Annotated in this window: 24 protein-coding genes and 1 pseudogene; 22 read left to right on the forward strand and 3 right to left on the reverse strand. The window is 40.4% G+C overall.

Going from position 1 to position 26232, the window contains the following annotated elements; translation table 11 throughout:
• Positions 1–4: 4 nt before the first annotated feature.
• Both OMU_RS08460 and OMU_RS08465 read right to left on the reverse strand, forming a co-directional pair.
• A complete protein-coding gene (locus tag OMU_RS08460; protein ID WP_016179510.1) occupies positions 5–550 on the reverse strand; it encodes an LOG family protein in 546 nt (181 codons plus the stop codon).
• Positions 551–596: 46 nt separating this feature from the next.
• Positions 597–998: a hypothetical protein gene (locus tag OMU_RS08465; protein ID WP_016179511.1), complete on the reverse strand. Its 402-nt coding sequence runs from the start codon at positions 996–998 to the stop codon at positions 597–599.
• A gap of 187 nt (positions 999–1185) precedes the next feature.
• Here OMU_RS08465 and OMU_RS08470 point away from each other — a divergent pair, with 187 nt between their 5' ends.
• From OMU_RS08470 to OMU_RS08520, 11 genes are all read left to right on the forward strand, one after another.
• Entirely contained in the window at positions 1186–2085 is a 900-nt protein-coding gene (locus OMU_RS08470) for a metallophosphoesterase (protein ID WP_016179512.1), read from the forward strand.
• A 27-nt stretch (positions 2086–2112) separates the two neighbouring features.
• Entirely contained in the window at positions 2113–3459 is a 1347-nt protein-coding gene (locus OMU_RS08475) for a hypothetical protein (RefSeq protein WP_016179513.1), read from the forward strand.
• Positions 3443–3892, forward strand: coding sequence for a YaiI/YqxD family protein (locus OMU_RS08480; protein ID WP_016179514.1), 450 nt, complete (start codon positions 3443–3445; stop codon positions 3890–3892). The genes OMU_RS08475 and OMU_RS08480 overlap by 17 nt, the downstream gene beginning before the upstream one ends.
• Positions 3893–3992: 100 nt before the next feature.
• Positions 3993–5057 carry a D-alanine--D-alanine ligase gene (locus tag OMU_RS08485; protein ID WP_016179515.1) on the forward strand — a complete coding sequence of 355 codons (1065 nt, stop codon included), beginning with the start codon at positions 3993–3995 and terminating at the stop codon, positions 5055–5057.
• 164 nt (positions 5058–5221) lie between these two features.
• The gene (locus OMU_RS08490; RefSeq protein ID WP_016179516.1) at positions 5222–6577 is read left to right on the forward strand and encodes a UDP-N-acetylmuramoyl-tripeptide--D-alanyl-D-alanine ligase; all 1356 of its coding nucleotides are present in this window, start codon (positions 5222–5224) and stop codon (positions 6575–6577) included.
• A gap of 331 nt (positions 6578–6908) precedes the next feature.
• The gene (gene cshA / locus OMU_RS08495; RefSeq protein ID WP_016179517.1) at positions 6909–8459 is read left to right on the forward strand and encodes a degradosome RNA helicase CshA; all 1551 of its coding nucleotides are present in this window, start codon (positions 6909–6911) and stop codon (positions 8457–8459) included.
• 146 nt (positions 8460–8605) lie between these two features.
• Positions 8606–8956 carry a holo-ACP synthase gene (gene acpS / locus OMU_RS08500; protein WP_016179518.1) on the forward strand — a complete coding sequence of 117 codons (351 nt, stop codon included), beginning with the start codon at positions 8606–8608 and terminating at the stop codon, positions 8954–8956.
• Between the two features lie 19 nt (positions 8957–8975).
• Complete coding sequence (gene alr / locus OMU_RS08505; protein ID WP_016179519.1) at positions 8976–10103, forward strand: alanine racemase; 1128 nt, start codon at positions 8976–8978, stop codon at positions 10101–10103.
• 36 nt (positions 10104–10139) lie between these two features.
• Entirely contained in the window at positions 10140–10511 is a 372-nt protein-coding gene (locus tag OMU_RS08510; RefSeq protein WP_016179520.1) for a type II toxin-antitoxin system PemK/MazF family toxin, read from the forward strand.
• Positions 10512–10781: 270 nt separating this feature from the next.
• Complete coding sequence (locus OMU_RS08515) at positions 10782–11099, forward strand: helix-turn-helix domain-containing protein (RefSeq protein ID WP_016179521.1); 318 nt, start codon at positions 10782–10784, stop codon at positions 11097–11099.
• Complete coding sequence (locus tag OMU_RS08520) at positions 11074–11289, forward strand: hypothetical protein (RefSeq protein ID WP_016179522.1); 216 nt, start codon at positions 11074–11076, stop codon at positions 11287–11289. The genes OMU_RS08515 and OMU_RS08520 overlap by 26 nt, the downstream gene beginning before the upstream one ends.
• A gap of 20 nt (positions 11290–11309) precedes the next feature.
• Here the strand turns inward: OMU_RS08520 and OMU_RS08525 are convergent, their stop codons facing one another.
• The gene (locus OMU_RS08525; protein ID WP_016179523.1) at positions 11310–12338 is read right to left on the reverse strand and encodes a sortase domain-containing protein; all 1029 of its coding nucleotides are present in this window, start codon (positions 12336–12338) and stop codon (positions 11310–11312) included.
• Positions 12339–12581: 243 nt separating this feature from the next.
• Here OMU_RS08525 and OMU_RS08530 point away from each other — a divergent pair, with 243 nt between their 5' ends.
• The 11 genes and pseudogenes from OMU_RS08530 (at position 12582) to OMU_RS08575 (ending at position 26163) form a co-directional block, all read left to right on the forward strand.
• Positions 12582–14036 carry an AcpB/EbpR/MafR family transcriptional regulator gene (locus tag OMU_RS08530; RefSeq protein ID WP_016179524.1) on the forward strand — a complete coding sequence of 485 codons (1455 nt, stop codon included), beginning with the start codon at positions 12582–12584 and terminating at the stop codon, positions 14034–14036.
• Between the two features lie 96 nt (positions 14037–14132).
• Positions 14133–14369, forward strand: a pseudogene (locus OMU_RS08535) (hypothetical protein); the annotation flags it as partial.
• A 360-nt stretch (positions 14370–14729) separates the two neighbouring features.
• On the forward strand, positions 14730–14852 hold the full coding sequence (locus tag OMU_RS23900) for a hypothetical protein (RefSeq protein ID WP_016178252.1): 123 nt from the start codon (positions 14730–14732) through the stop codon (positions 14850–14852).
• Positions 14853–14920: 68 nt separating this feature from the next.
• Positions 14921–16165, forward strand: a complete 1245-nt coding sequence (ltrA, locus tag OMU_RS08540; RefSeq protein WP_016178253.1) for a group II intron reverse transcriptase/maturase — start codon at positions 14921–14923, stop codon at positions 16163–16165.
• 83 nt (positions 16166–16248) lie between these two features.
• Complete coding sequence (locus OMU_RS08545) at positions 16249–17658, forward strand: MutS-related protein (protein ID WP_016179526.1); 1410 nt, start codon at positions 16249–16251, stop codon at positions 17656–17658.
• Between the two features lie 137 nt (positions 17659–17795).
• Entirely contained in the window at positions 17796–19535 is a 1740-nt protein-coding gene (locus OMU_RS08550) for an ABC transporter ATP-binding protein (RefSeq protein WP_016179527.1), read from the forward strand.
• Positions 19525–21405 (forward strand): ABC transporter ATP-binding protein, encoded by a 1881-nt coding sequence (locus tag OMU_RS08555; RefSeq protein WP_016179528.1) that lies wholly within the window; start codon positions 19525–19527, stop codon positions 21403–21405. The genes OMU_RS08550 and OMU_RS08555 overlap by 11 nt, the downstream gene beginning before the upstream one ends.
• A gap of 155 nt (positions 21406–21560) precedes the next feature.
• Positions 21561–22019, forward strand: a complete 459-nt coding sequence (locus OMU_RS08560) for a GNAT family N-acetyltransferase (protein WP_016179529.1) — start codon at positions 21561–21563, stop codon at positions 22017–22019.
• Positions 22020–22021: 2 nt separating this feature from the next.
• Complete coding sequence (locus OMU_RS08565) at positions 22022–22954, forward strand: NADP-dependent oxidoreductase (protein ID WP_016179530.1); 933 nt, start codon at positions 22022–22024, stop codon at positions 22952–22954.
• Position 22955: 1 nt separating this feature from the next.
• Positions 22956–23273 carry a hypothetical protein gene (locus OMU_RS08570; RefSeq protein WP_016179531.1) on the forward strand — a complete coding sequence of 106 codons (318 nt, stop codon included), beginning with the start codon at positions 22956–22958 and terminating at the stop codon, positions 23271–23273.
• A 154-nt stretch (positions 23274–23427) separates the two neighbouring features.
• Positions 23428–26163 (forward strand): YhgE/Pip domain-containing protein, encoded by a 2736-nt coding sequence (locus tag OMU_RS08575; RefSeq protein ID WP_016179532.1) that lies wholly within the window; start codon positions 23428–23430, stop codon positions 26161–26163.
• Positions 26164–26232: the final 69 nt, after the last annotated feature.

Here is a 26232-nt window from a genome sequence, read left to right on the forward strand (position 1 = left end):
GGATTTATTTTGCATAATAGTTGTGAATGAATGTATCAATCGCTGACAATGAATCAGAAAATAAAACCAACTGCCGATCCTCCTTTGATAAAAAGGCTTGCTCCACCATCTGATCAAAAAATGCCTGCAACAGCTGATAGTAGTTTTTTACATCAAAGAAAATACAGGGATTATTATTCTGTCCAACTCGTGCCCACGAAAAGGCTTCACTGATTTCTTCGAGAGTTCCCACACCGCCTGGTAATGCCAGACAAACATCGCTATGCTGCATCAAGGCCTTTTTGCGTTCATCCAAGTCGTTAACAGTAATCATTTCTGTTAGTCCAGTGTGTATACGTTCGGTATCTTGTAAAAATTTTGGCATGATGCCAATTACTTTTCTATTCCCAGCCAAGACGCTATCAGCTACTACGCCCATTAAGCCTAGTCTACTGCCACCATAGATGAGCTCGTGATTATTTTCGACAATCCATTGTCCTAATTCCTTTGCGGCCGCTAGGTAGGCAGGATCTGCTCCAAGGTGAGCACCGCAGTATACAGCGATGCGCATATGATCGCCTCCTATTGGATTTAAGAATCCGTTTATTCGGGTGAAATTAGAGCTCTTCCAACTCGATTGTTTGTTTTGTCTCTTCGACAGTCAGGCCAGTCTTTTCTTCCCACCAAGCTTTCATTTCTTTTTCGTAATTATCGGGGAAGCGATTGACGGTATCAATCAGGGGTTCGCCTTGGATCTTCGCGTGGGGAAAGTTCATAGCTAGATTGAATTTCAATTCTTTCAGTAGGCTGTAGTATTGGAACATCATATAATACATCTCTTCATCATCACCGCTAGCCAATACTAGCGCCGCGCGATCAAGCATGAAACCTAAACTTCGCATCATAAATAAGAAGCCTGGTAGTTCTTCTCTTTCGATATCATCAACTTCCTTTAAAATATCAATGTGCAGATCAAGCGCTTGCAATAAATCAGTTTGCAAATTGTGATAAGTAACCATTTAGATCCCCTCCTTTTTGTCTTCCAGAAAAAATAAATCTGTTTAATAAAACTTGTAAATAAACAGTTTGAATAATTTCTCTTATTTAAGTATAGCACAGACATAAAATTTCCAAATCAACATTTCAGCTTTTGACTCGCATTATTGTGGTGAGTTGTGTAAAGTAGACCAAGAAGGAGGCTGAGAGATGGGAAAATTAGCGGTGATCACAGATTTACATGCCGATATCAATCACCTTGGCGCGTCAGAGTTGACCAAGCTTTTTGAGTTGTTGCAGGAATATGGAGCAACCCGCTTACACTTTGCTGGTGATACGGCTAATAAGATCGATCAGACACTAGCGATCAATCATTTTTTTCGCTCACGTGGGCTGCCAACAACCTTTAATTTAGGAAATCATGAGATGGGAAATGTTAAAGGAGAGCAGATGATTGAGCATTATCCTGACAGCCATTTTCTGAATCTACGCTATGTACCGTTGAATCAGCAAACCGTATTATTAGGCTTTAATGGCTGGTACGATTATGGCTTTTCTGAGCTTAGGGATCCGCAGCAAATTCGTTCGATCAAGAATATTTATTGGTTTGATCGAATTATTGAACGCTTCTCTGATGATCAGACGGTGGATAAAGCTATCTTAAGTCAATTGCACACTGTCTTAGATGATTTGGAGCAAAAAAAATATCAAATTATTTTAGCAACGCATTTTGTGCCGAAGGAAGAATTTATCGTGCACCTCAACGGAAAATATCAGATTTGGAATAAATTGAACGCTTTTTTAGGTTCTCAAGGTTTAGGAGAATTATTGGATCAATATTCCAATATTCAGCAGGTCGTGTTTGGACATACTCATCGGCGCTTTGCTGATCAAAAGATTCAAGGAACGACCTATAGCTGTCGGCCATTAGGGTATTATTATGAATGGGGAATCACACGGGATTTCGTTTTGGACAATCAATTAGCAGAAGTCTTTATTCCCATGAAAATGCGTAGCCTATTGAATAAGTATCAAGCGGAATTTGCCGCTTATAAAGAGGCCCACTTAATCGAAGAATTTCGAAAAGCAGTGACGTTGATTGCTTATTGATTTTGTATTAATTGGAAGGGATTTTTTATGGAAACAATGAAACGTTTTTTTAGACAATTTACTCAGACGACACCATTCGTATTAGCCAATACGATGATTGTTATACCGTATTTACTTTTTATGCATCTTATCAATTATCAATCTTCCGTTACGGTATTGCCGTTTGTTTTGTTTTATACTTTTCGAGTAACTGGGATTTTTTTGATACGAGGATTGTATCGCTCGATTGATCAATATACGTTATTGATGGTGTCACTCTTAATAGGTGGAATTGGTTCATTTCTAACATTAATTGGAGCATTACATTTTACTTTCTATTTATTTGGCAGTATCTTTTTAGGACTAAGCGCAGCATGGTTGCCCCCAGCAAATACGAGCGTAACTTATCTTGAAAAGTCTAAAGGCTTTCAAACGATGAGTAGTCACCGCTATTTGGCAGCACTGATCGTTTTAGTTCCTTTATTTTTTGGAACGACGCTCTCCTTAACGCTTCAAGCGGTGATTGTACCGAGTATCGTTACGTTTTATTTTGTTTGTGCATACCATACTGTAAAGCACTATCCGCATTATGAAATGGATTTTAAGGAGTTAACAAAACAGTTTTTTTCTATTTCAGAACTAATTTGGTTCCTATTGTTTTTTGCGGCACTCTTTTTACTTCGTAGCGGTCGTTTGCTATTTAATGAGTCCATGCTGGATTATGCGATTATCTTATTCGCTGGTATTTTTATGTTAGCTATTGTTGTGGTGAATCAAGCAAAAGATCATTGGAAACTACCACTTTGGCAAAATATGTTAACATTTCTTAATGGTATGCTGGGCAACTTTATTTTTCTCTTCGGAGCCTTTTATGTTGCTGTCTATAAAGGTGCCGCCGCGCAAGGAACGTATTTGTTTTTACCATATTTGGTAGGTGTAATCAGTTCGCTAGTTTTGGCTGGCAGCGTACGTCGCTATTTCAAAAATGATTTGCTTGTTCAACTTGTGGGTTTAGCTGCAGGGTTAGTATTGTTGAGTGTTCGCTTCATGTTTCCAATCGCGATTTTTGTCTTGACCTTTTTTCAAAAAGGTACAAGTGCGTGGTTAAATCGCTTATATTATCAAACGGAAACAATCGAACCGCAGCAACGCCTTACTGCGAAGTATTCAACATCAAATAAGGGCAGTATCACTCACCAGTTTATCTTGATGTTTTTGTTATTGATCACGCTGCAATTAAAAAAACTACCAATCAAAGATATTTTTTTACTGCGCAGCTTGCACACACCGGAGATCCTTGCAACAATGGATATAGTGAAATTTACTTCGATCATTCTTTTATTGATTGGTCTTTGCTGGATTGGAAGGGTTGGAAAACATGCGTTTGATCATTGATGGCGACGGTTCGCCAGTGAAAGATACGACGATCGCCGTTGCAAAAAAATTTGGATTACCAGTAGTAATCGTAACGAGTATCGATCATTACTCGAAAAAAGAATACCCCGATTTCGTGGAGTTCATCTATGTTGATCGAGGGGCGGATTCTGCTGATTTTAAAATCGTTTCGGTCATTCAGCCGGAAGATATTTTGATTACCCAAGATTACGGGTTGGCTTCTTTGACGTTGGCAAAAGCAGCCCATGTTTTACATCAGACAGGGTTGGAATATACGCAGATGAATATTGACGCTTTGCTGACGCAACGTTTTATTGGTAGTAAAATGCGTCAGGCAAAACAGCGTACAAAAGGACCAAAACCTTTTACAAATGAGGATCGCGAGCATTTTAGAAGCGTTCTAGAAAGCTTGGTTCAACAGTCTTTGATGTAATCTAAATGATAAGCATTGTAATAATTGTAAAATTTCTTTTTGGGGATTTTGATTTTTGTGCTAAAATGTTAGGGATCAGAAAGTAATGGAGGATACTCAGGTGAAAATAATTTTACTTTATGGTGGAAAGAGTCCAGAACACGATGTTGCGATTTTATCGGCTTTTTCAGTTATTTCTGCGGTTTATTTTGATTATTATCAAGTACAGCTTATTTATATTGATAAAACAGGCCAATGGGTCAAAGGCCCCTTGTTGACAGAAGCGCCAGAAACAGATGAAACGTTACGTTTGACGTGGGATCCGACTGGAAATGAAGTTGAAGGTTTCAGCGGCAAAGTAATCGCTCCTGGCGATATCAAAGAAGATAATGCGATTGTTTTTCCAGTCTTGCACGGACCTAATGGTGAAGATGGCACGATTCAAGGGTTCTTAGAGACATTGGATATGCCTTACGTTGGTGCGGGTGTAATGACGAGTGCTTGTGCAATGGACAAAATTATGACGAAATACATTTTGCAGGCAGCTGGCATCCCGCAGGTTCCTTACGTTCCAGTCCTAAAAAACCAATGGAAAGAAAATCCTAAACAAATTTTTGATAAATGTGAGGGAACGTTACTGTATCCAATGTTTGTCAAACCGGCGAATATGGGCTCTAGCGTAGGAATTTCACGTGCTGAAAATCGCGAAGAACTGCAAAACGCATTGCAAGAAGCTTATCGCTATGATTCAAGAGCTTTAGTTGAGCAAGGCATCGATGCTCGTGAGATTGAAGTTGCGGTTTTAGGCAATGACGATGTGCGGACGACATTACCTGGTGAGGTCGTAAAGGAAGAAGCATTCTATGATTACAATGCTAAATACATCAATAATACGATTCAAATGGCAATTCCAGCGGATGTGCCGGAAGATGTGATGCAAAAAGCTCGCGATTTTGCAAAATCAGCCTATACAATGTTAGGTGGATCAGGATTAAGTCGCTGCGACTTTTTCTTGACAAATAAAAATGAATTATTCTTGAATGAGCTGAATACGATGCCCGGATTTACTGAGTTCAGTATGTATCCATTGTTATGGGAAAATATGGGCTTGAAGTATAGCGATCTGATTGAAGAATTGATTCAATTAGGAAATAAGCGCTACGAACAACAGGCGCGTTTTGAATAATCAAGTAGCTGTTTAGTCACAAACAGGACTTGAGACATGATTCGAATGAATGATGTCTCAAGTTCCTTTTAGCGTCCGGCTTATCGCATCTGTTCAGTACTCAAAAATGAACGGGTTTGCGGAGCCTTTGCAAAAGTCAGAAACAAAAATTTGGGAGGAACACCATGAATTTTACAACGACAATCATCAGCAAGGCCGTTCAAGGTAAAGTATTGGCGGAAAATGAGGTGACCGTTACTGGTGTCGAATTCGATTCACGAAAAATTGAAGCCGGCGATTTATTTGTTCCGCTACAGGGAACGAATGATGGCCATGAGTTTGTAGCAAAAGCAATTGAAAATGGAGCGACAGCAACATTATGGAGCCGTGATCCAGCTACAGCACCTGAAGATATCGCAGTGATTTTAGTGAAGGATACCTTGTTGGCTTTTCAAGCATTAGCAAGCTATTATTTACTGGAAGAAAATCCAGATGTGATCGCGATTACAGGTTCGAATGGTAAAACCACGACAAAAGATATGACTGAATCAGTCCTTAGCCAAAAGTTTCGGACATATAAAACACAAGGGAATTACAACAATGATATTGGTTTGCCGTACACGATCTTACATATGCCAGAAGGTACTGAAAAGCTGATTTTGGAAATGGGCATGGATCATGCAGGGGAAATCAGCGTGTTATCTGAACTGGCTGAACCAGATGTTGCGGCAATTACAATTATTGGTGAAGCCCATATCGAAAACTTAGGTTCACGAGAAAAAATCGCAGATGCAAAAATGGAGATTATGACAGGCTTAGCCTCGGATGGTCTGCTGGTGATCCCGGCGAACGAACCGTTACTGGAAGACCGGATAACTTCATTGTCTCAAACGGTTCAAACAGTCGGCATTCAAGCAGGAGAGCTGTCTGCTACGATCCTGAACGAGAGTAAAGGTGCGACGGTTTTCTCTGTCGATGACAATGGCTATCAGATCCCGTTGCCAGGGAGTTACAATGTACAAAATGCATTGATCGCCATGGCGATTGGTCGCTGGTTCGGGTTAAATAATGACGAGATTTTCCAAGGCTTAGCGTATGTCCAAGTGACGCAAAATCGTACGCAATGGTTGAAAGCCAGCAATGGTGCAGACATTTTAAGTGATGTTTATAATGCCAATCCAACAGCTATGGGCTTGGTATTGGATACTTTTGCGAAATTACCAACAAACGGTCGTCGTTTAGCCGTTTTAGCGGATATGTTGGAGTTAGGTGACGATTCCTTCTCATTACATACGAGCATGGTAGAACATATAAATGATCAGGATTTTCATGAAATCTTTTTATATGGAGATGAAATGAAGGGTCTAAAGGTAGCGTTAGCTGATCGTTATCCAACATTAGCGGTACATTACTTTGGCAAAGAGGATAAACAGCAAATGTTAGAAGACATCAAAAAGAGTTTGCAAGCTGATGACAGTATTGTTTTGAAAGGCAGTAATGGGATGGGCTTGTCCGAAGTCGTTGAAGCATTGCAGAAGTAATGAAAACTTGCAGAAAACGAAATGATGTGCTAAAATTAGCCATTGCCGAGAAATTGAAGTAATGATTGAACGAGTCATCTAATAAATTAAAGATTCGCTAGTGGAAGATTCGCTAGCTTACCAATTATTTTGAGAAGCGGTTGGGGCATTTTTCAGTTGAATGATGTCTCAGCCCCTTTTTGTGAGAGATGATCCTTCCGCCTGACTTCGCGGAGCGGTTTTTCGGTAGTATCGCCAAGGACGGCAACTAAAGGGACAGTTGCAGACCAAACGCAGATACCAAACCATACGCTCTAAATGATAAGGTCAACAGACATTAGGAGGATATCATTTGAAATTCAAAGAACTAAAATTAGCACCAGAACTATTAGTCGCAATCGAGCGCTCAGGTTTTGAAGAAGCAACGCCAATCCAAGAGCAAACAATTCCATTAGCTTTAGAAGGAAAAGATGTAATCGGACAAGCACAAACAGGTACAGGTAAAACGGCTGCTTTTGGCTTACCGATGCTGAACAAGATCGATACAACGAAAAATGTATTACAAGGACTTGTTATCGCACCAACACGTGAGCTTGCGATTCAAACACAAGAAGAACTGTTTCGCTTAGGTCGCGATAAAAAAATTCGCGTACAAGCTGTTTATGGCGGAGCAGATATTGGTCGTCAAATCCGCGGTTTGAAGGACCGTCCGCATATCGTTGTCGGAACACCAGGCCGGATGTTGGATCATATTAATCGTCACACCTTGAAACTAGAAACTGTGGAAACATTAGTCTTGGATGAAGCGGACGAAATGTTGAACATGGGCTTCTTAGAAGATATCGAAAAAATTATCAGTAAAGTCCCTGCAGAACGCCAAACATTGTTGTTTTCAGCAACAATGCCTGATGCAATTAAAAAAATCGGCGTGAAGTTTATGAAAACTCCAGAGCACGTGAAGATTAAAGCTAAAGAAATGACGGCTGATTTGATTGATCAATATTACGTTCGAGCAAAAGATTACGAAAAATTTGATGTTATGACACGTTTGTTTGATGTTCAAACACCAGATTTAGCGATCGTTTTTGGTCGGACAAAACGTCGTGTTGACGAATTGGCTCGTGGCTTAGAAGCTCGTGGTTATAAAGCTGAAGGAATCCATGGTGATTTATCACAGCAAAAACGGATGAGCGTTTTGCGTTCATTCAAACGTGGGGATTTGGATATCTTAGTAGCGACAGACGTTGCTGCCCGCGGCTTGGATATCTCAGGTGTTACGCATGTGTACAACTACGATATTCCACAAGATCCAGAAAGCTACGTTCACCGTATCGGCCGTACAGGTCGTGCTGGTAAGGGTGGTATGTCTGTAACGTTTGTTACACCAAACGAAATGGGCTACTTGCACGTGATCGAAAACTTGACGAAAAAACGTATGAACCCAATGCGTCCACCAACCGAAAAAGAAGCCTTTAAAGGTCAACTAGGCGCTGCAATGGAACAAATCCAAAATCAAATGGAGGAAAATTCCGACAGTCTAGAAAAATACAACGATTCAGCAAAAGAATTATTAGCTGCTTATTCACCAGAAGAACTGGCTGCTTTATTATTGAAGACGACAGCCAAAGATCCTGCTGATGCGGTTCCTGTAAAAATTACGCCTGAACGTCCATTACCTTCAAATAAAAAAGGCGGCTTCAATCGTGGCGGCAAACGCGGCGGTGGAAATAACCGTGGCGGCGGACGTGGAAAAGACAACTACCGTAAAGACCGCGGTGGTGATCGTGATCGTAACAAAAATAAAAATTACGGCGGCAACAAATCACGTAGCAACAATAAAAATACGAACCGCAGCAATGATAAAAAACGCGGATTCGTTATTCGCACTAACTCAAACGATTAGTTTTTCAGAACTATCAAAGCCATCGATCTTTTTGATTGATGGTTTTTTCTTGTTATGAAGGACTTTTCATGGATTATTAAAAAAAAAACGTAGCATTTAAAGAAGTCTTTGGTAAAATAAAGATGTTACTTGAAAGGGTTGAGAGCATGATTAAAGGAATCGGGATCGATGCGACTGAGCTTGAACGGGTCGCAAAAATCATTGAACGCCGGCCGCATTTTGTGGAACGGATATTAACTCCAGCAGAACAGACCCTTTTTGCTAGCCATTCTCCACATCGTCAGGTAGAATTTCTAGCAGGACGGTATGCATGCAAAGAAGCTTTTTCTAAAGCTTGGGGGACAGGCATTGGAAAAGTCAGTTTTCAAGATTTAGAAATATTACGCGATGATAATGGTGCACCCGCCTTTACAAAATCACCTCATCAGGGAAAGGTGTTTGTCAGCTTGACCCATACGGAGGAATTAGCAATCGCACAAGTATTGCTGGAGGAATAGAAAGAAGGACACTAAGTTTATGGTTGTAACGTATCATCGACCAACGAGAGCTATTATACATAGAAACGCATTGAGAGAGAATATTAAAAATGAAATTGATCGATTACCTGAAGGGGTAGAATTATTCGCAGTCGTGAAGGCAGATGGCTACGGACATGGAGCGGTGGCTACCGCTCAACAAGCTTTATCAGTTGGCGCAACCGGATTTTGTGTGGCAACTCTAGATGAAGCGATGGAATTACGAGAAGCGGGGATCACTGAACCCATCTTAGTATTGAGCGTTGTATTTCCAAGTTATTTATCATTGGTGATTGATTATGATTTATCAATTACTGTAGCAACAAAGGAATGGTTAATTGAAGCACAAGAGGTACTAAGAGATTTAGAGGAGGCAACAACCCCAATAAAAATTCATATTAAAGCAGATACAGGTATGAGCCGGCTGGGTTTTTTAACACCCGAAGAAGTCAAAGAGGCAGCTAAGATTATTGAAGCCTCTCCTAATATGGTTTGGGAAGGTTTGTTTACTCATTTTGCGACAGCAGATGAAAAGGATACAAGTTATTGGTACAAGCAAGCGGATCGCTTTAAACACGTGATCGAAGCATTAGATCATCTTCCTCGTTATGTGCATTCAAGCAACAGCGCAACTGCCCTTTGGCATAATCAAGAGATGCCGGGAAATATGATTCGTTACGGTGTTGGGATGTATGGATTGAATCCCTCGGGTCATGAATTACCTGAATCTTATCCATTGAAACCAGCAATGGAATTAGTATCTGAATTGATTCAGGTGAAGGAATTGTCTGCTGGTGAGGGTGTCGGCTATGGAAAAACCTATGAAACACCTGCGAAAGAATGGATTGGCACCGTTCCGATTGGGTATGCAGATGGTTGGCTACGGAAAATGCAGGGTTTTTCGTTGTTAGTGGAGGGCCAGTTTTGTGAGATTGTCGGCCGCGTTTGTATGGATCAATTAATGATCCGACTGCCGCGTGATTTTAAGGTTGGAACTAAAGTCACATTGATCGGTGAAAATAATGGGCAAGAGATTACGATGCAGGATGTAGCCGACCACTTAGGGACAATCCATTATGAAGTTTGTTGTATGCTTTCGGAACGTGTACCAAGAATATATCAAGAGTAAATATATAAAAAATTTCTGAAGCTCAGGAGGAAAATTATGGTTAAGCGTGGTGATATCTATTTCGCAGATTTATCGCCAGTTATTGGTTCTGAACAAGGAGGCATTCGGCCGGTGTTGGTAATCCAAAATAATTTGGGCAACCATTTCAGTCCAACGATCATCATTGCAGCGATCACGGCGAAAATGGCGAAGCCTAAATTACCAACACATATTGGAATAAAATCGAATGGAACCGGAATTGAAAGAGATTCGGTAATCCTATTAGAGCAGATTCGGACGATCGACAAATCTCGTTTAAAGGAAAAGGTTTGTCATTTGGATCGTTGTCTGATGGCAGAAGTTGACGCAGCTTTGCGTATTAGTATCGGCATTGAAACGATGGCTGCGGTCACAACGAATCTTACATAAAATCAACTTTTTGTTGGTTAGCCAAGATGCGGTTTGTTGCTATTTTTTATCTGTCTGATCATACTGCATTTTTTCGAATTTTTTAATTATAATGATAAAATTTGGGTTTGGATTCTTAATACTGTAATTTATCTTAGTTTATCGAGGGATACAACGATTCGTTGTGTCTCTTTTTTTGCGGTTCAACGATTTATCTATCAATGATTTGTAGTAAACCGGAAGTTTCTCATTGTATACTGGGGATAAAGAAAGAAGAGACGAGGGAGTAGGATGGTTGAAATCGGAGAACAGCTTAGGTATTTTCGCCAAAAGAAAAAAATGAGTCAGAAACAACTTGCTGAGCTTTTACACGTCACACCGCAAACCATTTCTAAGTGGGAATTAAATAAGAGTGCCCCGGATTATGACCAGCTAATTGTTCTTAGCAAAATTTATCGAAAAAGTATTGATGAGCTTTTAGGACAGGCGAAGCCTAGTTTTTTAGATTATTTAGCTGATTCACAGAATGTTAGAGATAAAATCGCCTTTTATGGAATGCGTGTCACTGAAGGGAGGGAAAATCATGGAGAGGATTCGCAAAATCAATAAACTGCTTTTGATTACCTATAATTTAGGTGGTATCTGCTTGATGATGATTGGTGCAATGGTCGGGGTGCCCGGTCCTCCTGGTTATGTTCCGATGGGGATAAAGATCGCTACTGGAATTGTTTTTGGAACCATGATTATCGCGCACATTGTTCGCTATTTTTTAGAAAGAGGATTGAAAAAAACAGGCTGACATGAATCAGCCTGTTTTTCTTATGCTTGTGCAAAGACGATGAGATTGACTGTGTCAGTGATACAGGTTTGTAAAGTAATGCGTTCACCACCGCCTGCTGATGTGATTTGATCCCAGTTGTCTTGTCCAGAATGGATATCTCTGCCGCTGTCATCGACTTGAATGATACCATTCACTATATATGTCGTGGCGTTACCTAAGCTATCTGTAACTATAATTGGACTTCCCGCACTAAGTGAAAAAATTGAGGAAAAGACGCCTGGATTATGACCAATAAAATGAGTATTTTGGTTATCTGTGCCAGATTGTATCGGATTCCCGCCCCAAGTCGCTGCGACAGAACCGCTGTTGATGATTCCTTGACCATTACCTTGACCAGCATTTTGATAAGGGATAGAAGTTCCTAAAAGTGCAATTTGATTTGGCTGCTGTACGGATTTTTGTTGAGGAGGAGCTTCATTTATTGGTTTTGCCGCTTCAGGCGTGACTTGTAATGTTTCTTGTGCAATTTCGACGGGTTCTTGTTGAAGGGGCTCTTGAGACTTTTCTTCTGATTGTGGTGTTTCGATTGGGGCGCTTGTTACTGAAGATTGAGTGGCTGAACTTTTGGCTGTTTCTTGTGACGTTTCTTTTGAAGAGGAGGCAGGTGTTTGATTTGGTTGAGCTTCTTTTTCAACCTGCGGCTTTTGAACGCTTTTTTCTTCTTCAATGATAATCAGAACAGTTCTTTTGTCGTAATCTTGTTTGTTTTTTGCAGACAAGGTTAAAGCGTAGCGACCAGGTTTGCTTGTGTTAATATTTGTGTAATTTAGTTTAACAGGATGGTGGTCATCACCAACCGCTTTGTAGTACTGGTTGGGATTGAATGAGTCATTCGCATTGATCGTAACTTTGTCTTCGCCATAAATCCTTACTTGACGCTCATGTGTCACTTTCCTTGATTGAGACTGAGCATCGGAAATAGTAGAAAAAATGATCAGACTGGCTAGAAAGAAAAGACATACAATAACATCTGAAAAAATGAATCGTTTTCTCATTGATGAATTCATGGAAAACACCCCTTTTCCTGATTTGCTTAAATGATAAATCATGGCTTGATAATAAGAAATAAAAATAACATAATATTTAGGTGTGATTGTTATTTGTGGATTTTAGTTAAATAAATATCAATATTTTTCCGTTTTCAAAAGGTTATTTTATGATATAATGACCAAAGAATGTTATAATCCAAAAACTTAAAAATGCATATTCGATTTGAAGAATAGTGACAATTGACTGAGGAGGGTACTTTTGTGCGGAGATTACTTAAAAATACAACACAACGACGTTTAGCCATTATCGGTGTATTAAGAGATTTGATTGGCTGGCAGAATCCGGAAATGATTGCTGATTTGTTGGAATGTTCGGTAAAAACGATTTTGTCCGATGTAGACGCGATCAATAATCTTTGGGGTGAGCACGTTGGGATAGAGTATTCCCGAACAAATGGATTAAGATTAAATGATGCCCTTCACAATAAAACACGTCAGCTAGCTAGAAATTTGATGGATGAATCTGAGGCATTTATATTTTTAGAACGGCTCTTTTTTCAGCCAAATGAGGATATGGACTACTGGATCAATGCCCTTTATATCAGTGAGGCAACCTTCTATCGTATGATTAAGCAACTTGATAGAGTTTTAAATGAAAGAGGATTAGTCCTTGAACGTAGACCGTTTCGGATTACTGCAAAAAATGAACGCTGGGTACGCGTCTTTTATGTACAATTATTTTTAGAAAAATATGGCATCAATGAATGGCCCTTTGAGCTGGAGCGTAGTAAAATGATTCATTTCATTAAAACTGCCAATCAATCTTTTGATATTGCTTACAATGATCGTGAAATTCTGGAAAGCAGTTATTTACTGGCAATTATTGTCGTACGAACTTCGCAAGGATTTCAGCTGACAAGAGGTGAGAAGTATGATTTGAAACCAGCATTGATTCATCAAATTTTGACCTTACGTCCAGAGGCGGATCGAATCGTTCAAAATACCAATTATACAGTGACAGATCACTGGTATTATGATGTGGCGAATAGTCTATTTTGCCCTTGCTTTATCACACGCTTTGATCCGAACTGTCAGATCACGTTGAATTATTTAGAGAATTTTTTAGGTGAATTGGAGCAGGTATACGATCTGCCGCTATCAGATAAAGGTCGGAAAAACCTTTTGCAAAAATTACTACAGATCCAAACCACCTATCAAGTATGGCCGTATCCAAAATCAATCTTGTTTGATTCGGCGGCGTACTTTTCACGAAATGCAAAGGTGCAGTATCCGCATTTTACAAAGTATGTCCATCAACTATTGCTACGAATAGAACGAAAGACGGGGGAACCTTGGTTCAGTCAATTTTATTTTTCGGTGGTACAAGTATTGTTTAAGGAATGGGAAGGACTTGCTCATTCACTGGATGAACATGCCGCTAAGGTAAAGATTTTTGTTGTGAGTGATTCGGGGGTAAGCCACGCGAAAATGATTGCTGAACTGATTCAAAGTCGTTTTTATTATCGGGTAGTGATTGAAACTCATGAGGGCTCAGCATTGGATTTTGAACATGATGAAAGCTTCATGGAGTATGATTTGGTTATTGCGAATTATCCGATCAAAAATTATTCCTATAGTAATTTAAAGATTGTAGATGATTTTTTGACTGAAAGTGATCTGACTTCGATTGGTTCTTATGTAAAAGAAATACGTTAGAAGGCTCTAGTTGGGTCTTCTTTTTTGTACCTAAGGTTTTCATTCCAAAGGAACTAAGCTAAACTGGTACTAACTAAACTCTTTAAGGAGTAACGAATGGATCCTAAATTTTTAGCAATTGGTATTGTATTATCAGTAGGTGCTTTTTTTGTAATTCTCGATCTTTTTTCTAAAACCAAATTACGCCAACTTGTTCGTTCTCAGTGGGGGAAGATTCCTCGACAGATTCGCTTGGATAAAGAGGAAAGTCTGAAGGCGGCTTGGCAAATTGAAAAACAGTTTCATGATTGGGATAGCGAAATCGATGATCTCACCTGGTATGATTTGGATATGCAGGCGATTGTGCGCCATGAAAGTGTGCGTGAATAGATAAACTATTCAAAGCAGCTATGCTGTATAGATGATGGCAGACGGCCTGCCGAAACCGCCATACAGGTGGAGGTTTCAAACCACCTTAAGGTGCTGTAGTCAAAAGCTATGGTATTGAGCGTTAAGGAAAAGGCAACCAAGAGTTGTCAGGTGTGTGTTATGGAGATGAGTGACCATACGAACCACCCACAGAAGTGTCGAAAGCGTATAAATTCCGTCAAAACTGGGTATAGTCGTTGACCTAGGATGAGCTTGGAGGAAACCTGTTTACTGATCAGGCGGCGGGCGGCATAAAGGTGGCATGAACATAACATAGGCGTCTATATGGAACGTGGGAACCCACGGGCTGATGTCAAGGGAGTATTTCAAGCGGAAGCCCCGCAAGAAAAGAGTACCGATGCAGTCATGGGGGCAGATTGGGTTGTAGTAGTGAAGAAGCTCTTGTAACGAGAGTGGAGCGAAGAACCTGAGTTATCCAGTTTCAAGGATAAGTCAACTTTAAGGAGGAGGAACTTATGCAAGAAACAAAGTCATACAATATTTCAAAACAAGCAGTTTACCAAGCATTTCTAAAAGTAAAAGCCAATAAAGGAACTTTTGGAGTAGATGAAGAATCAATTGAGGCTTATGAATATAAGCTGAAAGATAATCTATACAAACTGTGGAATCGATTATCATCGGGAAGTTATTTCCCAAAACCGGTAAAGGCAGTATCCATTCCTAAAAAGAGTGGTGGGCTGAGAGTACTTGGGATTCCAACAGTTGAAGATAGGATTGCACAGATGGTAGCGAAGATGTATTTTGAACCTGTAGTAGAACGATTGTTTTATGAGGATTCTTATGGCTATCGGCCGAATAAGTCGGCAATCCAGGCAATAGAGAAAACAAGAGTTAGATGCTGGAAAAGAGATTGGGTACTGGAATTTGATATTAAAGGACTATTTGACAATATCAGACATGACTATCTAATTGAAATGGTAAAAAGGTACACTCAAGAGAAGTGGATTATCCTATATGTGGAAAGATGGTTAAAAGCACCTTTCCAGAGGGAAGATGGTTCGACTGTTTCGAGAAAAGCCGGGACACCGCAAGGTGGTGTAATCAGTCCAGTTCTAGCGAACTTGTTTCTTCATTATACGTTTGATGACTTCATGGAAAAAGAATTTCCTAATATACAGTGGGCTAGATATGCCGATGATGGTATTACTCATTGTGTATCCCTAAAGCAAGCGAAATATCTGAAGAAAAGATTGGAAGAACGGTTTAGAATCTTTGGTTTGGAGTTACATCCTGATAAGACAAAGATTGTTTACTGCAGAGATAGTGATAGGATGGGGAACTATCCGATAACGACATTCGATTTCCTGGGCTTTACGTTTAGACCTAGAGGCGCCAAGAATAAATATGGAAAATGCTTCACAAATTTTCTTCCGGCTGTATCAGATAAAGCGAAAAAGGCGATTCGCAAAGAGGTAAGGAATTGGCGATTACAATTAAAAGCGGACAAAAAGCTAGAGGATTTAGCGAATATGTTCAATAGTAAAATTCAAGGATGGATGAACTATTACATGAAATTCTATAAATCAGAAATGTACAGTCTACTGCGCTACATCAACCAATGTCTCGTGAAGTGGGTTCGTCGTAAATATAAAAAGCGACAAGCACGAAGAAAAGCGGAACATTGGTTAGGGGAAATCGCCAAGCGAGAAAGAAATTTATTCGCGCATTGGAAAATTGGAATATTACCATCGGCTGGATAATGGGAGCCGGATGAGCTGAGAGGTTCACGTCCGGTTCTGAGAGGGCCTAAGGGGGAGGTTCCCTTGGGCTACTTACTTTCGAATTGATCAATGGAACTTACTCTAGTATTGGTTCAGAAGCATTATATCAGCGTTTGCGAAATTTTCATTTTAATCAGACGGACGATTTGGAAGAGTTGATCCAGTTTTATCAAGAGAATCCCGAAATCAGAGAAAAGATTCAATTTCATTTTGCAGGTCTGGGAAAACATGACAATAATTTTACAAAGCAGTATATTGCAAATGGTAAGAAGGAAAAGCTAGGGAATTTAGGACTGTATGTCCTGCTGGGATTATTGCCGCTTATTAGTTTGATTCTGCTTGTCGTAATCGGTCCGATTGGGATTTTTCTATTATTGGGTTCGATCCTATTTAACGTGATTTTCTACATGACTAAAAAGGCGAAGCTAGAAACTGAATTAGAAAGTATGCGCTATTTAGTTCAATCAATCTCTCTAGCAAATAAATTAGCTACGATTCCTACTCCACGTCAAGCGGAAATTAGGGAGAATAGTATCCCCTTGAAATCAATCGCTAAATGGGGCTTTTCTTTTCGAGTAAAAAGCAATAGTGAGGCAGATATGCTGTTTGAATATTTGAATTTAGCTTTCATGATTCCCTTCATCGCTTATAATTTTGTGATTACTCGGTTGAGCAAATACAGTCAAGAGGCGATTAATTTGTGGAGCGTCTTGGGTGAGATGGAGGTTGCTGCAGCAGTATTAAACTTTCGTACCTATTTTCCAATAAGCTGTCAGCCAGAATTTGCTGAAGGTGGGATAAAAGCAGAGGATATTTACCATCCGTTGGTTGAATATTCTGTGGTTAATCCTGTTGATTGGCAACGGAATACATTGGTCACTGGTTCTAATGCTTCTGGTAAATCTACTTATGTCAAGAGTATTGCCATAAGTGCGATTTTATCACAAACAATCAATACGGCAATTGCAGAACAGTTCACGATGCAGCCGGGGCACGTGTTGACCTCGATGGCGGTTGAAGATGATATCTTGGCAGGTGACAGTTATTTTGTAGCTGAGATCAAGTCAATCAAGCGATTGCTGAGTCAAGTTAAAAAAGGAGCACGCTGCTACTGTTTTATTGATGAGATCTTGAAAGGGACGAATACGATTGAACGGATCGCGGCTTCTTCCAGTGTCGTCACTTGGTTGGCTGATTACCCAAGTTTGAGTTTTGTTGCGACTCATGATATTGAACTAACCGAGATGTTGAAGAAGCAATGCGATAATGTGCATTTTGAAGAAACCGTGACGGAAGATCGAGGGATCACGTTTGATTATGTACTGAAGCAAGGTCCATCAGTTACGCGGAATGCGATTGCTTTACTAAAGGTAATGGATTACCCAGAAAAAATTGTGGATCAGGCTCAGAAAGAGGCACGCTATTTCGATGAGCAGCGGACTTGGCCAATTGTTGGTAGTGATGAGGTGTAGGTAGTTTCGTTTTGAGGAAAGAATCATCCTAAGCTCGGGATGGTTCTTTTTTATGAAAAGTAGATGAATTTATTAGAACTTTTGAACAAAAATCTCTATACTAGAATAAGCAATTATTAATGAAAGGACGTGAATGCATGTTAAAAAAATTACTGGCAAATGTCGGTGAATATAAGAAGCAAAGCCTGCAGACACCTTTATTTACGATGGGGGAAGTCTTGATGGATGTGATCATGCCCTTGATTATGGCAGGTCTGATTGATAACGGAATAGAAAAAAGTGATACAAATGCGATTTTGCGTTATGGAGGCTTGCTCTTTTTATGTGCCTTGTTTGCATTAGCGATGGGGACGTTAGGTGGTCGGACAGCTGCGATCGCTTCAGCGGGATTTGCGAAGAATTTACGCCATAATTTATTTGAGCGAATCCAAGGTTTTTCTTTTTCTAACATTGATCGTTTTTCGAGTTCGAGTTTAATTACTCGTTTGACGACGGATACAACAAATGTTCAGAACGCTTATCAAATGGTGATTCGAATATTGGTTCGTTCGCCGCTGATCTTGATTTTTTCTTTAGTAATGACGTTTCATATTAATCGGGAGCTATCAATGATTTATTTAGTGATTGTGCCGATCATGATTATTGGTTTAGGCCTGATCATTCGTTTTGCTCATCCGTTGTTTGAAAAAGTTTTTCGGACATATGATCGTTTGAATAACGTTGTTCATGAAAATCTGCAAGGGATTCGAGTGGTTAAGTCCTATGTTCGTGAGGAATACGAAGAAGAAAAGTTCAGTCGTGTTTCACAAATGGTATTTGATAATTTTACTAAGGCGCAACGAATCGTGGCCTTTAATATGCCGCTTTTACAAGTAGCAGTGTATACATGTATGTTACTGCTTTCGTGGTTGGGTGCCGAATTGATTGTGAATAAAGGGAATCTGTCTACTGGTGAATTAGTCAGCATGTTCAATTACACGATGCAGATTTTGATGAGCTTAATGATGATGTCTATGACCTTTGTCCAATTAATGATCGCTCGTACCTCTGCCGAACGGATCACTGAAGTCTTGAATGAAGAAAGTGACCTGAAGAATGGGGAAAATCCACTGATGGAAGTTCCAGATGGTTCAGTAGAATTCAACAATGTTTGCTTCAGCTACAAGGATGACATGAATAAACTCGTTTTAGAAAACATTGATTTAAGGATCGCTTCTGGTGAAGTAATCGGGATTGTCGGTGGAACTGGTAGTTCCAAGTCCAGTCTAGTGCAGCTGATTCCACGATTATATGATGTGACCCATGGGCAAATCAAAGTTGGCGGTCATGATGTGCGGAGCTATGACTTGGAAACTTTACGGGATCAGGTGGGGATGGTTCTGCAAAACAATGTGTTGTTCAGTGGAACAATCACTGATAATTTGCGCTGGGGCAACGCTAATGCGACGGAAGAGGAAGTCATTCACGCAGCAAAGATTGCTCAAGCCGATTCCTTTATCCAAGAGTTTCCTAATAAATATGACACGATGATTTCTGAGGGCGGGAATAATGTTTCTGGTGGACAAAAGCAACGTTTGACCATTGCTCGTGCATTATTGAAGAAACCGAAGATTTTGATCTTGGATGATTCTACCAGCGCGGTAGATACAAAAACGGATCGTGCAATTCGTGAAGGCCTAGCAAAGGAAATTCCTGGAACGACCACCTTCATCATTTCCCAACGGGTCAGCTCAATTCAGGATGCCGATCGAATTATTGTCTTAGATGACGGAAAAATCAATGGAATCGGGACCCATGATGAATTGCTGGCGAACAATGTCATCTATCAAGAAGTCTTTGATTCTCAACAGAAAGGATTTGGTGAACATGATGAATAGAGGAACCGCAGCCAAATCCAGACCCACCAAAACCATCAAGCGCTTGCTGAAGATCATGGCAAAAGAACATAAAGCTCAATTAATCATTGTCTTTTTTATGATTCTGATCAGCGCCTTTGCCAATGTACGAGGTTCGCTGTTCTTACAGGTCGTGATCGATGATTATATCACTCCGCTGATTGGTCAAAGCAATCCGAATTTTACAGGATTGTTAAAGGCAATCATGACTATGGCCTTAATCTATGTAATTGGGATTGCTGGTACCTTGTCTTACAACTTGATCATGGTAAAAGTATCTGAAGGTACCCAGAAAAAAATTCGCGATCAGATGTTTACTCATTTAGAAACATTGCCGTTACGTTATTTTGATTCAAATGCCGATGGTGATATCATGAGTCATTTTACCAATGACACAGATACTTTGCGGCAAATGATTTCACAGAGTATTCCTAACCTGATGATGGCTTTAGTTACTTTTGTTTCTGTGTTTATCGCCATGTTTTCATTAAGTGTTCCCTTGACCTGCTTTGTGATTGTCTCAGTCTCTTTGATGTTTGTGATGCTGCGTTTTATCACCAATCGCAGTGGCCGTTATTTTGGTGAGCAGCAGCGTTCACTTGGTAAGGTCAACGGCTACATTGAAGAGATGATGCACGGGCAAAAAGTCGTGAAGGTTTTCAACCATGAAGAGACAGCGATAAAGGAATTTGATGTGATTAATGATCAACTGCAGGAAAGTGCCACGAAGGCCAATGCGACAGCGAATACCTTGATGCCGATTATGATGAATCTTTTGAACATCCAATATGTGCTTGTAGCAATTATTGGCGGTTTATTCGCAGTTTACGGTGTTTCAGCATTGACTGTCGGGATGATTGCTTCCTTCTTGCAACTGAGTCGTTCACTCAATGGCCCGATTAGTCAAATTTCTCAACAAATCAATTTTGTGATTATGGCTCTGGCAGGGGCTGACCGAATCTTCCAATTATTAGATGAAGAATCAGAAGTCGATGATGGCTATGTGACTCTGGTAAACGTAAAGGAAGTTCAGGGTGAATTGATCGAGACGAAAGAACGGACTGGAATCTGGGCTTGGAAACATCCTCATGAGGATGGAACGACTTCTTATGTTCGTTTAACCGGCGATGTCCGCTTTGAGGATGTTAATTTTGGTTATAATGACGATCAGCTTGTACTGCATGATATCAATCTATATGCAGAGCCGGGACAAAAAGTCGCTTTTGTGGGTGCGACGGGTGCTGGTAAGACAACCATTACGAATCTGATCAATCGTTTCTATGATATTCAAGAAGGTAAGATTCGTTATGATGGTGTCAACGTTAAAAAAATCAAAAAGAATTCTTTGCGTTCCTCTTTGGGAATCGTTTTGCAGGATACCCATTTGTTTACTGGAACAGTCAAAGAAAATATTCGTTACGGTAATTTAAGTGCGACAGATGAAGAAGTTTATCAAGCGGCAAAATTATCAAATGCGGATACTTTCATCCAACATTTACCAGAGAAATACGACACGGTGATTACTGGTGACGGTGAGGGTCTATCGCAAGGGCAGCGGCAATTGCTAGCTATCGCTCGAGCGGCGATTGCTGACCCACCTGTGATGATTATGGATGAGGCGACGTCTAGTATTGATACTCGGACAGAAAGCATTGTTCAGTCAGGGATGGATCGCTTGATGGAAGGTCGGACGGTGTTTGTAATCGCCCATCGTTTATCCACGATTCAAAACTCTGATGTCATTATGGTAATGGATCATGGCCGGATCATTGAGCGTGGAGATCATGAAAGTCTATTAGCTGAAGGCGGCATGTATTATCAGTTGTATACCGGGAAAGTCGAATTAGATTAATCTCCTACAGACGTGTCTTGCATAAAGCGAGATACGTCTTTTTTATTGGGTAGCCTCTTTGTCCCTAGAAAAGAAATACTTGAAATGATTTAGTTGGAACAATTGAAAGATAATCGTTACAATGAACTAAAGATTTCGAGAAAGGAAGTGCTGCTATGTCCATGACGGTTTTGCGATTGGATGTATCCGATTTATCGGAGGTCAAGGAATTGATTAAAAAAGTATTCATGAGGTTTGAGGCTCCAGAGTATTCTGATGAAGGTGTGGCACATTTTATGACGTACTTGGACGAAAAGCTGGAAAAGGAAATCGTAATCGAACAGCTACAGCTTTGGGGTACAAAGATTGATCAGCAGCTTGTCGGGGTTCTAGCGATTCGTTCGGGTAATCATGTGGCGTTACTCTTTGTTGACGAAGCCTATCATCGTCAAGGAATCGCCAAGAAAATGTACCAGGCGATGCTGGCAGAACTTTCGCCGAAACAATTGACCGTAAATTCTTCCCCGTATGCAGTGCCAGCTTATAAGCGGTTAGGCTTTCAACTTAACGGTGAGGAGGAGACGGTCTCAGGGATTCGTTTTCAACCAATGATTTTTATTAGAGAGGATGTATAGGGATGAAACGTTTTGCAATGAAGGATTATGGAAAAGCAAAAGAGGTATTGATCGAAATCGAGGCACAATCGCGTCCGATGGATGAAACGCATGTCCGAGTGGAATTAGCGGCTTTCGCAATTAACCCATATGATGTGGCGCTGCGACAAGGAGCTATGCGTGATTTTCGGACGTTGAAGTTTCCTTACGTTTTAGGAAATGATGGTGCGGGGATTGTAACTGAGGTTGGCGGTGAAGTCAGTCATATTAAAGTTGGCGATGAAGTAATCGTTCATGCAGTCGGAGGCACCTATGGTGAAGAAGTGGTTGTGCCTGGGGGAAAGGTCGTGAAAAAGCCAAATTCTATGTCCTGGGAAGTTGCGGCAGGCGCTGTAACTCCTTGGTTGACTGCTTATAACTTAGTGACTCATTTATTGGGTGACAAAATTGGTGAGACGGTGATGGTGCAGGGGGCTTCTGGTGCTGTGGGGTCATTGCTGGTTCAATTTTTAAAGGAGCAGGGAAAGACGGTCCTCACTTCTGCCTCTAAACGAAATGAAGCGATGGTCCGCAGTTTAGGTGCTGACAATTTCGCTGCTTATGATGATACGGATGCCGGAGAAGTTTTTGCAGATCGGGCCGATACGGTGATCGATGCGACAAAAGGCGGACGAGCAGGTGAAGCAGGCATGAAAATCATGAAGACCGGCGGTAATTTCGTGGCATTGAATGAGCTGCCTAGTGAACAAAAGAAAATTGGGAATTATTTAGCTTTTGGACCATCTAAAGAGTATTCTGACCACGAGGCATTAACAGTATTCACAGAGCTGTCTGATAAAATCCAGTTGAAAATTACAGAAGTGCTGCCGTTTGCCTTAGCAAGTGTTGTTTCTGCTCATGAAAAGCTGGAGGGGCATCCATCAGCTGGCAAAATTATTATAAAAAAGGTGGATTAGTATGGATCAGCAGAAGTGGTTATTAGTAAAAGCAAATTTCGATGGAACAGAGGATTTAGCAGATGGGTATTACCGTTTGAGAGAAGTTGATGGTGGCTATCAATTGGTATATTTGGTGGCTGGACCTTGTGGTGATAAAAATCCGCATCCCGAGATTACATTGCGGCAAGAAGGAAATCAGGTTCGACCGATTCGATTGCGAGATACAGAGACGTCCCCAATTTTGAACCTATCAGAAAAAGAAGATGCCACTACGATCGAGGAACTGACAGATCAGCTTTTAAATCGCTTTATCAGGATCAAGAAACTTAGTATTTAAGCATTTCTTTAGCAATTCCTAGTTGAAAAGGGATACAATTATGACAAATTGTAAGGAATGTCAAAAAAGGTGATTTCAGAGACTCACTAGAATTGAAATTAGCCGAAATTCCATGCTACATTAGTTCAGCGAGAAAAAATAGTAGGTGAAATCAATGAAAGTTATTCAATCTCTTAAACACACATGGAGTCTGTTCATATTAGATTGGCGTCGTATTTTCAAAAATCCGATCGCCATTTTTCTGATGGCTGCATTAGTCGTCATCCCATCTCTTTACGCTTGGTTTAATATCAAAGCTTTGTGGGATCCTTATTCTAACACTGGGGAGTTGCCGATTGCGGTCTACAGTGCCGATACCGGAGCAAAATTCCAAGACAAGGACGTCGAAATCGGGGACGAGGTTATCAAGAACCTGCATGAGAATAAACAGCTCGGCTGGCGTTTCGTTGACTCGAAGAAACAAGTTGTCGATGGTGTTAAGTCAGGTAAATACTACGCGGGAATCTACTTACCAAAAGAATTTTCAAAGGATTTATTGAGTTTCACTTCTGGAGATATTCAAAAACCGAAAATCGAATATTATTTGAACCAGAAAATCAATGCGATCGCGCCCAAAATCACTGATAAAGGTGCCGGTTCAATACAAACAGAGATCAGCCAAGAATTCATTAAGACAGCTAGTTCAACCTTACTGAAGGTTTTTAACGAGATCGGCTACGACATTGATGCGAACCTCGTTAGTATTAACAAGGTCAAAAATTTAATTTTGACGACCAACGACAATTTAGGCGAGATTGACAAGTACACGCAAGAAGTTGTCGAAGTGCAAGGCAAACTGCCGGAGCTGAAAGAAAAATTAGCGAAGGCGAACGAAATCGAAACCTATGTACCGCAAGTCGATGAGCTAGGACAGAAATTGATCTCCTTGAATCAAAAAATGCCTGAAATCAAACGACAAGCCAGTGTCATCTTAACGTTGCAACAGAAAATCCCAGAAATCCAACAAGCTGGAAATCAGTTGGCACAAGTTGATAATGATTTTGCTGAAATTGAAAAAACCATGAATGATGGGATTAACGAAGCAAAACAAGGCTTGAATATCATTCATCAAGTTCAAACGATTTTACCGGATATTCAAAAGTTGGGGAATCAAGCAGATGACTTTGCTACAACGACCAAAAATGGTGCGGAACAATTAAAATCAGCTGTACCAAGTATTTCCAGCAGTGTGCAAGTGACGTTGCAGGCGATTGGACAGGTGGCTACAACTACTCAATCAATTACAAGTGATTTATCTGCCCTGTTAGATAAAGAAGAGTTAACGCCAGATGAAAAGGCTCATATTGCTTCGATCATTAACGACTTCCAAAATAATTTATCAGAGCAGCAAACAGCTATCGACAAACTTAACCAGTTCTTAGCTGATTTGAAGAAGACTGCTGATGATAATGGTAATACTGAAGTCAGTCAAAATTTGGCAACCATTATGAGTCGATTAGATAATCTAAAAAATGCTATTGGTGATATAAGCACTCGTTTTGGACATCTAAATGATATAGTTCAAAACGGTACTACAGATCAAGCAAAAGACTATTTAAACGAGATCAATAGTGCTGCTGTAAACGTAGCGAATGTGGTAAACAGCATCAACGCTGAACAAGTTGGTCAAACAGTCAGCACGATCCTTGATAAGCTAATCAATACGATCACTACAGCGCAAGGTGTCTTGAATCAAGCTCAGCAAATTGATTTTGCGTCATTATTGAATTCGACGGAAGGCACCGTCAGCAATGCGATTGCCTTTTTAGAAAAATATCAAAAGCAAATGCCGGCGATCGGTCAAGAAGTTCATGATGCGAACGTTTTACTGAACGGTCATATGAATGATATTGTCAATGGAATAAATACAGGTGCAGACCTCTACAACAATGAACTCCCTATAGTAGAACAAAAATTAGGTTTGGCCGCAAACTTTATGCAAAATGACTGGCCTGGTGTGAAAAAAGATTTGACTAGCAGCTTGAAGCTGGCAAATGATAAAATGCCAGAGGTTGAACGGGCGTTGAATCTTGCAACGGATCTGATCAAAAATGATTATCCAACCTTGCGAGCAGGGATTCAAAAAGCAGCAAATGCTATCCAACAAGGCGATCAGACGATTGACTTCGGTCAGGTCTTGAAATTATTGAAGCTGGATGCCCAAAAGGAAAGTGACTTCTTCACGACTCCGGTAGATTTACAGACGAATACAATGTACCCAATCGCCAATAACGGTTCAGCTAGTACACCATTCTACACGGCTTTGTGTTTGTGGGTCGGTGCGGTACTATTCTCTAGTGTTACTACCACTGAGTTTTTCTTAGACAAAAAAGATCTCGGCAAATACACGAAACGTGAACAATTTGGTGCTCGGATGTTAACTTATTTAGTTGTAAGTGTCGGACAGGCCCTGATTGTTACATTAGGAAATATGTTCTTGTTAGGCGTTTATGTGAAGAATCCAGTGTATAGTGTCCTCTTTGCTGTTTTAGTTGCTCTAGCCTTCATGATGATTGTGTACGTGTTGGTTGCGCTCTTTGGAACAGTCGGGAAAGGAATTGCGATTATTATTCTCGTGCTCTCCATTTCCGGCGGGGGCGGAAACTATCCGATCCAAGTATCCGGGAAGTTCTTTCAAGCGGTCAATCCATGGCTGCCATTCACCCATGCTGTCAATTTATTGCGTGAGAGTGCTGGCGGAATCTATTGGCCAAATGCGTCAGGCGATATCATAATCATGATTGTTTTGTTTGTGGTATTCGGTATATTAGGTACGTGGGCATATCCACTCTTGCAGCCACATTTGACGAAGTTGACAAAAGTGGCTCATGAAAGTAAAATATTCCACTAAAAAACAACAGGTAAGACAACAGCGTATTGCTGTTGTTTTACCTGTTTTCGTGTTTTACTAAATGTATGA

Origin of the sequence: Enterococcus avium ATCC 14025 (assembly GCF_000406965.1) — a bacterium.
GTDB lineage: Bacteria > Bacillota > Bacilli > Lactobacillales > Enterococcaceae > Enterococcus_A > Enterococcus_A avium.